The sequence below is a fragment of the Pseudomonas sp. B10(2017) genome, assembly GCF_002113295.1.
Taxonomy (GTDB): Bacteria; Pseudomonadota; Gammaproteobacteria; order Pseudomonadales; family Pseudomonadaceae; genus Aquipseudomonas; species Aquipseudomonas pudica.
Window position 1 is genome coordinate 99,881 of record NZ_NEJU01000002.1, and the last position, 14,137, is coordinate 114,017.

The 14,137-nt window shown below is 63.6% G+C and carries 13 protein-coding genes; 6 read left to right on the forward strand and 7 right to left on the reverse strand.

Translation table 11 applies throughout. The features are described from left to right. Window positions 1-94 precede the first annotated feature (94 nt). Window positions 95-547, forward strand: coding sequence for an Lrp/AsnC family transcriptional regulator (locus tag CAF92_RS03025; protein ID WP_015270735.1), 453 nt, complete (start codon window positions 95-97; stop codon window positions 545-547). A 414-nt stretch (window positions 548-961) separates the two neighbouring features. Further along, the gene (locus CAF92_RS03030) at window positions 962-2,374 is read left to right on the forward strand and encodes a cytosine permease (RefSeq protein WP_085599131.1); all 1,413 of its coding nucleotides are present in this window, start codon (window positions 962-964) and stop codon (window positions 2,372-2,374) included. 122 nt (window positions 2,375-2,496) lie between these two features. Here CAF92_RS03030 and CAF92_RS03035 read toward each other — a convergent pair whose 3' ends face one another. The 5 genes from CAF92_RS03035 to glnT all read right to left on the reverse strand — a co-directional run bounded on the left by CAF92_RS03035 (window position 2,497) and on the right by glnT (window position 8,316). Next, on the reverse strand, window positions 2,497-3,801 hold the full coding sequence (locus CAF92_RS03035; protein WP_085599133.1) for an ammonium transporter: 1,305 nt from the start codon (window positions 3,799-3,801) through the stop codon (window positions 2,497-2,499). Between the two features lie 165 nt (window positions 3,802-3,966). After that, on the reverse strand, window positions 3,967-5,292 hold the full coding sequence (locus tag CAF92_RS03040; protein WP_085599135.1) for an FMN-binding glutamate synthase family protein: 1,326 nt from the start codon (window positions 5,290-5,292) through the stop codon (window positions 3,967-3,969). Window positions 5,293-5,307: 15 nt separating this feature from the next. Continuing rightward, entirely contained in the window at window positions 5,308-5,982 is a 675-nt protein-coding gene (locus tag CAF92_RS03045; RefSeq protein ID WP_085599137.1) for a protein glxC, read from the reverse strand. A gap of 27 nt (window positions 5,983-6,009) precedes the next feature. Then, window positions 6,010-6,915 carry a glutamine amidotransferase family protein gene (locus tag CAF92_RS03050; RefSeq protein WP_085599139.1) on the reverse strand — a complete coding sequence of 302 codons (906 nt, stop codon included), beginning with the start codon at window positions 6,913-6,915 and terminating at the stop codon, window positions 6,010-6,012. Between the two features lie 66 nt (window positions 6,916-6,981). After that, a complete protein-coding gene (glnT, locus tag CAF92_RS03055) occupies window positions 6,982-8,316 on the reverse strand; it encodes a type III glutamate--ammonia ligase (protein WP_085599141.1) in 1,335 nt (444 codons plus the stop codon). A gap of 314 nt (window positions 8,317-8,630) precedes the next feature. On the opposite strand from glnT, the gene CAF92_RS03060 reads away from it, so the two are divergent. Beyond that, a complete protein-coding gene (locus CAF92_RS03060) occupies window positions 8,631-9,224 on the forward strand; it encodes a helix-turn-helix domain-containing protein (protein WP_046615250.1) in 594 nt (197 codons plus the stop codon). A gap of 65 nt (window positions 9,225-9,289) precedes the next feature. On the opposite strand, the gene CAF92_RS03065 is transcribed toward CAF92_RS03060, so the two are convergent. Continuing rightward, complete coding sequence (locus CAF92_RS03065; RefSeq protein WP_046615249.1) at window positions 9,290-9,994, reverse strand: NUDIX domain-containing protein; 705 nt, start codon at window positions 9,992-9,994, stop codon at window positions 9,290-9,292. Window positions 9,995-10,132: 138 nt separating this feature from the next. Here CAF92_RS03065 and CAF92_RS03070 point away from each other — a divergent pair, with 138 nt between their 5' ends. Together CAF92_RS03070 and pncB are read left to right on the forward strand one after the other, a co-directional pair. Continuing rightward, window positions 10,133-10,783: an isochorismatase family protein gene (locus CAF92_RS03070; RefSeq protein WP_046615248.1), complete on the forward strand. Its 651-nt coding sequence runs from the start codon at window positions 10,133-10,135 to the stop codon at window positions 10,781-10,783. Further along, window positions 10,780-11,979: a nicotinate phosphoribosyltransferase gene (gene pncB / locus CAF92_RS03075; protein ID WP_085599143.1), complete on the forward strand. Its 1,200-nt coding sequence runs from the start codon at window positions 10,780-10,782 to the stop codon at window positions 11,977-11,979. The genes CAF92_RS03070 and pncB overlap by 4 nt, the downstream gene beginning before the upstream one ends. Before the next feature lie 11 nt (window positions 11,980-11,990). On the opposite strand, the gene CAF92_RS03080 is transcribed toward pncB, so the two are convergent. Beyond that, window positions 11,991-12,878 carry a LysR family transcriptional regulator gene (locus CAF92_RS03080; RefSeq protein ID WP_046615246.1) on the reverse strand — a complete coding sequence of 296 codons (888 nt, stop codon included), beginning with the start codon at window positions 12,876-12,878 and terminating at the stop codon, window positions 11,991-11,993. Between the two features lie 111 nt (window positions 12,879-12,989). On the opposite strand from CAF92_RS03080, the gene CAF92_RS03085 reads away from it, so the two are divergent. After that, window positions 12,990-14,051, forward strand: a complete 1,062-nt coding sequence (locus CAF92_RS03085; protein ID WP_085599145.1) for a YeiH family protein — start codon at window positions 12,990-12,992, stop codon at window positions 14,049-14,051. The last annotated feature ends 86 nt before the right edge of the window (window positions 14,052-14,137 follow it).

The window sequence follows — 14,137 nt, forward strand, 5'->3', positions numbered from 1 at the left end:
ACTGCTTTGGGATGTCGAAAGATTACGGATTCCGCCGAGGGATTTTCTTTCGTATATTCCCCAACAGCCCTCAATTGCTGGAAGATTCTTCTTGATGGACAGGACTGATCGAAAAATTCTTGCCGAACTGCAAAAGGACGGACGGCTATCTGTGACCGAGTTGGCCGACCGTGTGGGGCTGAGCCTGTCGCCCTGCCATCGGCGCTTGAAGGCGCTGGAGGAATCCGGGGCGATTCTTGGCTATCACGCCCGCTTGGCGCCGAGCGCCCTGGGGCTGAACTTTGCCGCGCTGGTGTTCGTGACCTTGCGCGAAGTCACTCGTCAGCCGGTAGCGGACTTTGAAGCGGCGCTGGCCGAGATCCCGCAGATCGTCGAGGCGCAGCGGCTGTTTGGCGACCCGGATTACCTGCTGCATGTGGTGGCCAAGGATTTGCCGGCGTTCCAGAAATTGTATGACGAGCAGCTGACCAGCATTCCCAATGTGAAGCGCTTGAGTTCGACGCTGGTGATGAAAGAGGTGATTCAGGATCGGTTGTTGCCGATGTAGCGTTGTTGCCTGTGCCGGCCATTTCGCGGGTGAACCCGCTCCCACCTCGGCCGCATTGATTTCAAGTCATGCGCAGTACCCGTGGGAGCGGGTTCACCCGCGAAAGGGCCGGCACTGGCAACCTTTTTATCTGCCCTGAAAACGTGCACGGCGCCCCACCAAAGCACACCACCTCTCGCCTCCACAAGGTCCGAACCCCGCTAGCCCAAGCCCTCCCGCTCCCTGGCACCCTCCTTGCTACCGTCCTCCGCTTGACCTTTTGTCAGCCTTAGGTTTTTTAAGGTTTATGGGCACATATTTACTAATTTCTCGTTATCCCCGCGCCCCGCATCATCGCTCCAACAAGAACGCGTCGCCCTTCGCCGGCACGCCCCCGGGCAGCTCCCGATGCCCTACCTTGCCTTGGAGTCAGTCATGACCAATGCAGCCAATTCGGCACCCCTCATAGAAAAACACACGATCGGCTACGTGCCCCCGCAAGACCGCCATGGAAAGGTAAGGGATCTGTTCACACTGTGGTTCGGCGGCAACATCGCGCCGCTGCCCATCGTCACCGGTGCACTGGGTGTGCAACTGTTCCACCTGAACCTGGTGTGGGGCATCGTCGCCATCCTGGTCGGCCACCTGGTTGGTGGTGTACTGATGGCGCTGCACTCGGCCCAGGGCCCGCAGATGGGCATCCCGCAGATGATCCAGAGCCGCGCCCAGTTCGGCTCGCTCGGCGCGCTGCTGGTGGTGGTGATCGCCGGGGTCATGTACATCGGCTTCTTCGCCTCCAACATCGTCCTCGCCGGCAAGTCGCTGCACGGCGTGGTCGATGCCGTGCCGGTACCGGTGGGCATCGTCATCGGTGCACTGGGCTCGGGCATCATCGGCATCATCGGCTACCGCTTCATCCACGTGCTCAACCGCATCGGCACCTGGGTGCTGGGTATCGGCATCGTGGTCGGTTTCGGCTACATCTTCAGCCACGTGCAAAGCGACGACTTTCTCACCCGCGGCGGCTTCAACCTGGCCGGCTGGCTGGCCACCGTGTCGCTGGCGGCGCTGTGGCAGATCGCCTTTGCGCCCTACGTGTCGGACTACTCGCGCTACCTGCCGGCGGATGTGAAGGTCAGCTCGACGTTCTGGACTACCTACCTGGGCTCGGCCCTGGGTTCGAGCCTGTCGTTCATCTTCGGCGCCGTGGCGGTGCTGGCGATCCCGGCCGGCATGGACACCATGGACGCGGTCAAGCTGGCCACCGGCACCCTCGGCCCGATCATGCTGGTGCTGTTCCTGCTCAGCGTGATCAGCCACAACGCCCTCAACCTGTATGGCGCCGTGCTGTCGATCATCACCCTGGTGCAAACCTTCGCCCACCGCTGGATCCCCACCGCCAAGAGCCGCGCCGTGCTGTCGCTGGTAGTGCTGACGGCCTGCTGCGTGGTGGCGGTGTTCGCCTCGGCGGACTTCATCGGCCACTTCGTCGACATGGTGCTGGTGCTGCTGGTGGTGCTGGTGCCGTGGACAGCGATCAACCTGATCGACTTCTATGCCATCCACAAGGGTGACTACGATATCCAGTCGATCTTCCAGGTCGATGGCGGCATCTACGGGCGCTACAACCCGCAGGCGCTGATTGCCTATGCCGTGGGCATCGTGGTGCAGATCCCGTTCATGAACACGCCGCTGTATGTCGGGCCGATTTCCGAGCATATCAACGGAGCGGACCTGTCGTGGCTGGTGGGGTTGGCCGTTACTTCGCCGCTGTACTGGTGGCTGGCCAGCCGTGACAGCGCCTACCGTCGCCGTCAGATGAGCGCCAAGGTGGCCATGGGGCATTGATTCAAACTGTACCGGCCACTTCGCGGGTGAACCCGCTCCCACAGTGATATCGTCTTCGGATATGTGCTTTCCCTGTGTGAGCGGGTTTACCCGCGAACAGGCCGGTACAGGCAACACATCAGTCAGAGGTTGTAGGCCCGCTCATTGTGCTCCGCAAGGTCCAGCCCCTGTTCTTCCTCTTCCCGGCTGGCCCGCAGCCCGATGGTCAGCTCGATCGCCCCCAGAATCGCCCAACTCACTACAAAGCAATACACGAAGGTGAACGCCACCCCCTTAAATTGCACCAATGCCTGCCCGACGGGTGACGCACCCTCCACATAACCGCCCAACGAAGGCGCGGCAAAGACCCCGGTAAGGATTGCGCCGACCATTCCGCCCACGCCATGCAGGCCGAACACATCCAGGCTGTCGTCGTAGCCCAGCGCCTGCTTCAACCGGGTCACGGCAAAGAAACAGATGGCCCCGGTCAACAGCCCGATCACCAGCGCACCCAGCGGCCCGACAAATGCACAGGCCGGGGTAATCCCGACCAACCCTGCCAAAGCCCCTGAAGCTGCACCCAAGGCCGTCGGCCGACCATGCGCCACCTTCTCGGTCAGCAACCAGCCGACAATCCCCGCACAGGCCGCCACCATGGTCGCCAGCATCACCACCCCCGCCGCCTGGTTGGCCGCCAGCCCCGAGCCGACGTTGAAGCCGAACCAGCCCACCCACAGCAGCCCGGCGCCCACCAGGGTGAAACCGAGGTTGTGCGGCGGCATGGCCACCTCCGGGTAACCCTTGCGCTTGCCCAGCATCAAGGCCGCAGCCAGCGCTGCCACACCGGAGTTGATATGCACGGCGGTACCACCGGCAAAGTCCAGCACGCCCCAGTCGACCAACAATGCCCCCGGCCCGCCCCAGACCATATGCGCGATCGGCGCATACACCAGCACGAACCAGGCGGCCATGAACAGCAATGAAGCACTGAACTTCATGCGCTCGGCAAAACCACCGGCAATCAGCGCCGGGGTGATGATGGCGAAGGTCAGCTGGAACACCGCGAACACGCCTTCGGGGATGCTACCGACCAGGCTGTCATGGCCGATGTCCAGCATCAGCGCCTTGTCCAGCCCGCCGATGAAACTGTTGACGGTCAACTGCCCCTCGACCATGCCGGTGGTGTCTACCACCAGGCTATAGCCGAACAGCACCCAGAGAATGCCGATCACCCCGGCAACGGCGAACAGCTGGGTGAACACCGAGAGGAGGTTCTTGGCCCGCACCATGCCACCGTAGAACAGTGCCAGGCCCGGGATGCACATCATCAGCACGAACATCGCGGCGCAGATCATCCAGGCGGTGTTGCCGGTGTCCAGGGTGGGGTCGGCGGCGTGGGCCCGGGTGGTCAGGGCCAACAACATTACAGCGAGGGTGAGGTGCTTCATGGAGTCACTCCTGTGTGAATGGTGGGGGTGCCCTTGGGCTGCCTTGCAGCCCATCGCGACACAAGGCCGCTCCTGCAGGGGCCGCGCAGGCACAGAGACGCGGTCCCCTGCAGGAGCGGCCTTGTGCCGCGAATGGGCCGCAAAGCGGCCCCAATTACCGATAACTCAGTACCGCGCCTGCCCCGGCACCCAGGCAGTCCCCGCCAAAGGCACTCGCGCCATCGCCGCAGCCTCCACGGTCAACGCCACCAGGTCCTCCGGGTCGAGGTTGTGCAAGTGCGACTTGCCACACGCCCGCGCCATGGTCTGCGCCTCCAGCACCAGCACCCGCAGGTAGTTGGCCAGACGGCGCCCGGCCTCCTCCGGGTTCAGGCGCCCGGCCAGTTCCGGGTCCTGGGTGGTAATGCCGGCCGGGTCGCGGCCGTTTTGCCAGTCGTCATAGAAACCGGCCGCCGAGCCGATCTTCTTCAGTTCGGCATCCAGCCGCGGGTGGTTGTCACCCAGCGCGATCAACGCCGCAGTGCCAATGGCCACCGCATCAGCCCCGAGGGCCATGGCCTTGGCCACGTCGGCACCGTTGCGAATACCACCGGAGACGATCAGCTGCACCTTGCGGTGCATGCCCATTTCCTGCAGCGCCTGCACTGCCTGTGGAATGGCCGGCAAGATGGGGATGCCAACGTGCTCGATGAACACTTCCTGAGTCGCGGCGGTACCGCCCTGCATGCCGTCGAGCACGATCACATCGGCACCGGCCTTCACCGCCAGCTTTACGTCGTAGTACGGGCGGCTGGCGCCGATCTTCACGTAGATGGGTTTTTCCCAGTCGGTGATCTCGCGGATCTCGGCAATCTTGATCGCCAGGTCATCCGGGCCGGTCCAGTCCGGGTGGCGGCAGGCGCTGCGTTGGTCGACGCCGATCGGCAAGGTGCGCATGCCGGCCACGCGCTCGGTCACCTTCATGCCCAGCAGCATGCCGCCACCGCCCGGCTTGGCACCCTGGCCGAGGACGATCTCGATGGCATCGGCCTTGCGCAGGTCATCGGGGTTCATGCCGTAGCGCGACGGCAGGTACTGGTACACTAGGTGTTGCGACTGGCCGCGCTCTTCCGGCGTCATGCCGCCGTCGCCCGTGGTGGTGCTGGTGCCGGCGATGGTCGCACCACGGCCAAGCGCCTCTTTGGCGTTGGCCGACAGCGCGCCGAAGCTCATGCCGGCGATGGTCACCGGTATCTTCAGGTGGATCGGCTTCTTGGCGAAGCGGGTGCCCAGCAACACATCGGTGCCGCACTTCTCGCGGTAGCCTTCCAGCGGGTAGCGCGACACGCTGGCACCGAGCAGCAGCAGGTCGTCGAAGTGCGGCACGCGGCGCTTGGTGCCACCACCGCGGATGTCGTAGATGCCGGTTTCGGCAGCACGCTGGATTTCCTGGATGGTCAGGCGATCGAAGGTGGCCGACTCACGCAGTACCGGGGGGAATTGCTCGCTCATGGGAATGCTCCTGAATCAGTACGCGCTGGCGTTGTCGACTTTGAAGTTGTACAGCTGGCGAGCCGAGCCGTAGCGTTTGAAATCGGCAGCCTTGTGGTCCAGGCCGGCCTTGTTCAGCAGTTCCTGCAGCTCTTGCAGGTGCTCGGCGCGCATCTCTTTCTCGATGCAATCCGAGCCCAGCGACTGCACCGCACCCTTGACGTAGATGCGCACCTCGTACAGCGAATCGCCCAGCGCATCGCCGGCATCGCCACACACCACCAAACGCCCCGCCTGGCCCATGAAGCAGCTCATGTGGCCGATGCTGCCGCCGACGACGATATCCACACCCTTCATTGAAATACCGCAACGCGCGCCGGCGTCGCCCTCGATCACCAGCAGCCCGCCGTGGGCGGTGGCGCCGGCGGCCTGGGAGGCGCTGCCCTTGACCCGCACCGAGCCGGACATCATGTTCTCGGCCACGCCGACACCGACGTTGCCATGCACGGTGACGCTGGCCTTCTGGTTCATGCCGGCGCAGTAGTAGCCGGCGTGGCCTTCGATATCCACGGCCACTGCGGCGTTGATGCCCACGGCCAGGTTGTGCTTGCCGTCGGGGTGGGTCACCCGCCATTCGTGGTCCTGCACCTCACCGTGCAAGGACTGGTTGAGGACTCGCACCGAGGTGCTGGAAAGGTCGATCGTCTTCATGTGGTTCTCCAGTGGTTCGGTGGCAGGTCAGGCGCCTTCGCGTTCCCAGACGTACAGGGTGGCCGGGGTCGGTTCCCAGACCTTGGCGTTCTCGATGCCCGGCAGGCTGGCCAGCGCCTGGTACTCCGAGGCCATGGCCACGTAGTCATCGGTCTCGGCCAGCACGGCAGGCTTGCAGGCGATCGGGTCGCGGATCACGGCAAAGCCATTGCGGGTGCCGATGGCGAAGGTGAAGAAGCCGTCCAGGTCCTCCAGCGCGCCATCCAGGGCCTGGGCCAGGCTGTCGCCCTGCTGCAGGCGCCAGGTCAGGTAGCCGGCGGCCACTTCGGTGTCGTTGTCGGTCTCGAAGCAGATGCCTTCGCGCTTGAGCTCCTGGCGCAGGCGGAAGTGGTTGGACAGCGAACCGTTGTGCACCAGGCACAGGTCGGCGCCGGTGGAGAACGGGTGGCTGCCCTCCATGGTCACGGCGCTTTCGGTGGCCATGCGGGTATGGCCGATGATGTGGCTGCCTTTCATTCCGGCCAGGCCGAAGCGGCTGGAGATTTCCGCCGGCAGGCCCATGCCCTTGAGGATCTCGATGCTCTGCCCGGCGCTCATGATGCGCACGTCAGGGGCCAGTTCGCTCAGGGCATGGCGGGCCGACGCCTCGCCGGTGTGCACCTTGAGCACGGCGGCGCTGGCGTTCTGGAACCAGTCCAGCGAGCAGCCCAGGCGCCCTTCCAGCTGGCCCATCAGGGCCGCCCAGGGGTAGTTGATGTCAGTGGCCTGCAGGGTGAGCTTGACCCAGCCATCGGCCACTTCGTCGCCGTAGATGGCAAAACCGGCGCTGTCCGGGCCACGGTCGGTCATGGCTTCGAGCATGGGTTCGAAGAGCTTGCCGAGCTGGGCTTCCAGCTCGGGCTTTTTCAGGTACAGACCTACGATTCCACACATGGTGATGCTCCTTACTAGGCAGTGGGCAACCGTTTTCGTGCTGGCCGCCCAAGGGATTGGGGGCGGTCAGAAGAACTCGGTGTAACGCTGGATTTCCCAGTCGGAGACATGGCGGCAGTACTCCACCCACTCCATGCGCTTGAGCTTGATGAACTCGTCGACGATCTCGCCGCCCAGCACTTCGCGGAACAGCGGATCGGCCTCCAGGGCGTCGGCGGCTTCCTTCAACGACTGCGGCAAGGTCTTGATACCGCGTGCGGCAATCTCTTCCAGGCTCAGGTTGTAGAGGTTCTCGTTGCACATCTCGCTCGGCTCCAGCTGACGGTCGATGCCATCGAGGCCGGCGGCGATGATCGCGGCGGTGACCAGGTACGGGTTGCAGCCAGCGTCCGGCAGGCGGAACTCCAGGCGGCCATAGGGGATACGCACCATCGCCGAGCGGTTGTTGGCGCCGTAGGCGACAAACGCCGGGGCCCAGGTGGCGCCGGATAGCGAGCGGCCGACCACCAGGCGCTTGTACGAGTTGACCGTGGGCGCAGCGAAGGCGCACAGCGCCGGGCCATGGGCCAGCAGGCCCGCGGCAAAGTGGTAGGCCAGCTTCGACAGGCCCATGCCGCTGCTGTCGGACGGGTCATGGAACAGGTTCTTGTTGGTGCTGCTGGCCAGCGACAGGTGGAAGTGCATGCCATTGCCGGCGCGCTTGGGGTCGGGCTTGGGCATGAACGAGCAGATCATCCCCAGGTCGTTGGCGATCTCGCCGGCGGCCATGCGGAAGAAGGTGAAGCGGTCGGCCGACTCCATGGCGTCGCTGTAGGTGTAGTTGATCTCGAACTGGCCGTTGGCGTCCTCGTGGTCGATCTGGTAGATGTCGAAGCCCACCGGCTGCAACGCCTCGGTCAGCCGCTCGAGGAACAGCCGCGAGCGCGACAGGCCTTTGTAGTCGTAGCAGGGCTTGTCGAGGTTGTCGGAAGCGTCCACCAGTTGCAGCTTGCCCTCCTCGTCGCGGCGGAACAGGCTGAACTCGGGCTCAAGGCCGGTGTTCAGGGTCCAGCCTTTGTCAGCCAGGCGCTGCACCTGCTGCTGCAACACGTAGCGGCTGTCGTAGGGCCAGGGTTGGCCGTTCACGTGGCCTACGCACACCACCCGGCCGTACCCCGGCTGCCAGGGTACCGGGATCAAGGTCGAAAGGTCGCCGCGGGCCATGAAATCGGGGCCGTGCGGTTCCATGCCCATGCCGCAGATGGCGAACCCGGCAAAGCCGGCGCCCTCCTCGGCCACCATCTTCAGGCCCGAGACCGGCACCGATTTGGTCTTCGCCGAGCCATGGATATCGACGAACTGCGCCAGCACGTACTTGATGCCGTGCTGATCGAGGGTGCGCTGGGTTTCTGCTGGCAACATGGGTTGGACACTCCTGAGCAAGGGGCAATGATTCCGCAAGAGAAACTTACTTTCCTCACAGGAATGCAATGCGCTTGCCAACTTCATTCAGGGTGCAACCTTGTGTTGCCTGTTCGGGCCTCTTCGCGGGCTTGTGGCAGCGGGTTTACCCGCGAAGAGGCCGGCACCGACAACCCAAAACCAAGCAGATTTCCACGCTCCGTTTATGGGAAACTTGTTTTCACCCGAGGAAAGATGCGTCCACCGCAGCTGCCATTTCGCACTTTCCTAGTGCGAAAACATTATTCTTGAACTGAAACCGTGCAGGACATTCGATGCCAACCGAAACCGAACCGCGCCTTCGTCTGGAGCAGTACCTGGGCTTGCAGATCAAGCGCCAGCGCCAGGCCCAGTCCCTCAAGCTCGCCGATGTGGCGCGCATCGCCGGCATCAGCCAAGGCATGCTGAGCAAGATCGAGAACGCCCAGGTGTCCACCAGCCTCGACACCCTCAGCCGCCTGTGCGACGTGCTGGGCATGCCGATGGCCAAGCTGTTCAGCCAATATGACCAGCCCGACGGTAATGCCTTGTTGGTGAAAGCCGGTGAAGGGCTGGAGGTGGTGCGCCGCGGTACCGAGAAAGGCCACACCTACCATTTGCTCAACCACGCCAGGGGGCCGAAGAAGAACTTCGAGGCGTACATGGTGACCATGGATGACGCCAGCGAAGAGTTTCCAACCTTCGCCCACCCCGGCACCGAGTTCCTCCACCTGCTCGAGGGTGAACTGGTGTACCGCCACGGCAACCAGCTCTATCACATGCAGGCGGGCGACAGCCTGACTTTCGACGGCGAGACCCCGCACGGCCCCGAGAAGCTGGTGCAGGTACCCATCCGTCTGTTGTCGATCATGAACTACGGCGACGAGTGACACGGTGCAGCAAGGCACCCGCGGATCAACAGAATGCCAACCGCTGCACGCACCGCTACAGGCGACTAAGCGCCCTCAGGCAGCAGACTGCGATCAAACATGAACGCCCGCTCCCCCTGTGGTGTGTATCGATACAACTGCTGCGGCCTACCCAGCCTCGGCTGGTTCTTCTCACCGGTATCACTCACCCACCCCAGCTCGCGCAAGCGCTCCAGGCGTTTGCGCAGCGAGGTGTTGTTCACCGCCTGCCCCAGGCAAGCCTGCACCGCACCTAGCGCATCCAGCACAGTGAACTTCTCCGCCAGCAGGTACAGCGGCAGGCTGCTGTACACCGTCTTCGCCGCCAGCCGCTCACGGGCGCGCTCCACCAGCAGGTTATGATCAAAGGGCAACAGCACCTTGCGCGCCAATACGCTGTCCAAGTCGAAAAACGCCAGTTGCTCGCCTTCGACGACCTGCCTCGGATCAAGCAATGCCAGGTAATAGGTGCTGAGTGACCATCCACGCGGGTCGCGGAAAGCATTGCCCTCGGTGCCCACCTGTTCCATGTAGCAAGGTACTACCTGGGTTTTCTCGCGCAGCGCGCGTTCGGCGGCAGCTTCCAGGCTGGTGTCGGGGGTGCGGCCATTGACGATCACCCCGGGCAGGGCCCACTGGCCGGCATGCGGTTCACGCTCACGACGGTGCAACAGCACCTGCAGATGCTGAGCTTCGGGGGCCATGCGCAGCGCCACGATATCGACGCTGGCCAGAACTTCTACTGCATTCACCGGGCGACTCCTTGTTCAAGCGCCCCATAATCCACCAGGGCATCTAAGTAAGGCAAGCAAAAAGCCTATGTCAAATGTCACTTGACACACTTAATACACCAGGTGAATTATATAGCCATTCCAGCGAGGAGAACCGCCATGAAGATCGCCAGTTTCGATGTCGACGCCCAGAACGGCTTCACCAGCAATGTGCCGCAAGAACTGCCCGTCCCCGAGGGTGACGAAATCGCGGCTGATCTGAATACCATGGCCTTGCGTGCCGACCTGCGCCTGGGCAGCAAGGACGCCCACCCGGCCAACGCCGCCTGGGTAGTCGCCGACCCCGCGCACATGCTGCAGCCCTTGCAGCTGGCCAACGCTGACCTGACCTGGGTCAGCCACTGTGTCCCCGGCACGCCCGGCTTCGAGTTGCTGCCCGGCCTGCCTGCCCCCATCGACTACGACTATTTCGTGTGGAAAGGCGTCGAGCCCGACCTGCACCCCTACGGCGCCTGCTATCACGACCTGGCCGAGCGCCGCTCCACCGGGGTGATCGAGTACCTCAAGGTACAGCAGGTGGGCGCGGTGATCGTCGGTGGCCTGGCCCTGGACTATTGCGTCAGGACCACCGCTCGCCAATTGCGCCAGGCTGGCTTTCGGGTGCTGTTGTACCTGCCGGCCTGCCGCGCCCTCACCCAGGCGGGCGCCATCGAGGCATGTGGCGCCCTGGCTGCCGAGGGCGTGATCCTCTGCGGCGACGAAGCCGCGCTCGACCACCAGCTCTCTCTGATCAAGGAAGACCGCCCATGAGCGACAGCGTTTTCGGTCCACGCATCATCCAGAACCTGCTGGACACCGACTTCTACAAGATCACCATGATGCAGGCGGTGCTGCACAACTATCCCAACGCCGAGGTGGAATGGGAATTCCGCTGCCGTAACGGCGAGAACCTCGCACCTTACCTGGCGGAAATCCGCTACCAGGTCGAGCAACTGGCCGATGTCAGCGTCACGCATGACCAGCTCGCCTACCTGGAGAAGATCCCGTTTATCAAACCGGACTTCATCCGCTTTCTCAGCCTGTTCCGCTTCAACCTGCGCTATGTACAGGTAGGCCTGGATGATGCCGGCCAACTGGCGATTCGCGTGCGCGGGCCGTGGTTGCACGTGATTCTCTACGAGATCCCGCTACTGGCGATCATCAGCGAGGTACGCAACCGCTATCGGTATCGCGAGGTGGTGATCGAGCAAGTCCGCGAGCGCCTGTATCAGAACCTCGACTGGCTGAAGGCCGCAGCCAGCGCCGATGAACTGGCCGGTTTCCAACTGGCCGACTTCGGCACCCGGCGGCGCTTCTCCTACCGGGTGCAGGACGAGGTGGTGCACATTCTGAAGCGTGACTTCCCGGGCCGCTTTGTCGGTACCAGCAACGTGCACCTGGCCCGCGAATACCAGCTCAAGCCGATCGGCACCATGGCCCACGAGTGGTTCATGGCCCACCAGCAACTTGGCCCGCGCCTGGTCGACAGCCAGGCTGCCGCGCTGGAATGCTGGGTGCGGGAATACCGGGGGCTGCTGGGCATTGCCCTGACCGACTGCATCACCATGGACGCGTTCCTGGGCGACTTCGACCTGTACTTCGCCAAGCTGTTCGATGGCTTGCGGCACGATTCGGGCGACCCGCTGGCCTGGGCGGAAAAGGCCATTGCCCACTATGAGCGGCTGGGGATCGACCCGAAGAGCAAGACCCTGATCTTTTCCGACGGGCTGGACCTTCCCAAGGCGCTGGGGTTGTACCGGGCGTTGCATGAGCGGATCAATGTGAGCTTTGGCATTGGGACCAGGCTGACCTGCGATATCCCGGGGGTGGAGCCAATGAACATCGTGATCAAGATGACAGCGTGCAATGGGGCCCCGGTGGCCAAGATTTCCGACAGCCCGGGCAAGACACAGTGCCGGGATGAGAACTTCGTGGCCTATCTGAAGCATGTCTTTCGGGTGGATTGAGGCCTGCACAGTCACCCCACCTCTTGCAGACCAACACACAACTCCAGAAACCGCGCCGCAGCCCGCGAGGGGGTGGCGGCATGCGGCACCAGAATGGAAAACCGCCGCACCAGCGCCTGCGGCACGACCTGCAACCGCTGCAACGCCCCATCCTCATGCCGGATCGACATCGCCGATACAAAACCGATCCCCATCCCGGCCCGCACCGCTTCCTTCACCCCTTCCACCCCGGCAATTTCCAGCGCCACGCGCATCGCCACGCCGCTGCGGGCAAATGCCCGCTCGACGATCTGCCGCACACCCGAGCCGCTCTCGCGCAACACCAACGGGTAGGCCCCCAGTGATTCCAGTGTCTGCCGGTCACTGCCAGCCAGCGGATGAGCACGCGGCACGATGGCCACGATCTCGTCTTCCCGCCACGCCGTCACCGCCGTGCCCAATGGCAGTTCCTGCCCAGGCGGCCCTTCGATCAGGGCGATATCGACGCTATCCAGCGCAGCGACGATTTCCGCCGTGTTGCCGTTGGAAGTACTCACCAGCACCTCCGGATAGCGGGCATGGAAATCGGCAATCAGGTAAGGCAGCAGGTAGCTTGCCGGCGTGGTACTGGCGCCGATGCGCAAGGTGCCGCGCTCCAGCCCGCGCATGGCCTCGCGCAATGCCTGGGCCTGACGGAAGGTTTCGCGCAAGCGCTCGGCATGGGCCAGCAATTGCTCGCCGGCTGCTGTCAGCCGCACACCACGGCCGGCGCGTTGATACAGAGGCTCGCCAAAGGCCTCCTGCAGCAACTTGAGCTGGCCAGATACCGCCGGCTGCGACAAGTGCAGGGCCTGGGCCGCATGGCTGATGTTGCCGTGCTCGGCGACGGTAGCAAACGTTATCAGTTGTTCTGGGGTCATGAATAAAAAATATCAGCTAAACGGATATTTGCCATCCTAAATTACGATTTTTTATAAGCTTATAACCAGACTAACGTAAGCCATGTCGAAACACTTTTCCGGAGGACTCACATGGCCACGGCTCCGTCCAACCCCGCCTTTGCTCCTACCCTCTCTACCCGAGGGCGGCTCAATGGCATCCTGTTCGTCGCGCTGTTCGCGCTTGCGGTCACCCAGTTGGCTGCCCTGCCCGCCATTGCCAACATGGGCATCAGCCCGCTGATCGTCGGTATCGTCGCCGGTGCGCTTTACGGCAATGCACTGCGTGACGGTGTACCGGCAAGCTGGGCGGCGGGTATCAACTTTTCGGCCCGCGGCCTGCTGCGCATTGCCGTGGCCTTCTTTGGCCTGCGGGTAAGCCTGCAGGAAATTGCCGAAGTCGGCTGGTCCGGGCTCATCGTGTCGTTGCTGGTGGTGTCCAGCACACTGCTGATCGGCCTGTGGTGCGGCATGAAGCTGTTCAAGCTGGACCGCGATACCGCCTTGCTGACCGCAGCCGGCAGCGCCATCTGCGGCGCCGCCGCGGTACTGGCCTTCGAGTCGGCCCTGCGCAGTGCACCGCATAAAAGTGCCATGGCGGTGGGTAGCGTGGTGCTGTTCGGCACCCTGTCGATGTTCCTCTACCCGTTGGCGATCAATGCCGGCTGGCTGCACCTGGACACCATGGGCGCCGGGCTGTTCCTGGGAGGCACCATTCACGAAGTGGCCCAGGTGGTCGGTGCGGCCAGCAACGTCAGCCCCGAGGCCACGCATATCGCCACCATCGTCAAGATGACCCGGGTGATGTTGCTGGTACCGGTACTGCTGGTGGTGGGCCTTTGGATCAGCCGCGCGCGCCAGCCGGGCCAGGCACAGGGCAATGGGCGCATCGCCATGCCCTGGTTCGCCTTCGGCTTCCTCGCGCTGGTACTGGTGAACTCGCTGCAGGTGTTGCCGGGCAGCCTGACCCAGACGATCAACAGCCTGGATACCTTCGCCCTGACCATGGCCATGACCGCGCTGGGGATGGAGACGCGCCTCAGCCAGATTCGCCAGGCCGGGCCGCGGGCGCTGGCCACCGGGGCGATTCTCAACCTTTGGCTGGTGTTTGGTGGCGTGGCCATTACCCTGGGTGTGCAGAAGCTGTTGGGATGACTTGAGACCGAGTCGCCTGCTTCGCGGGCTTGCCCGCTCCCACAGGTCCAGCGCAAGCCTGAAAGCAGCGCGGCCCCTGGGGGAGC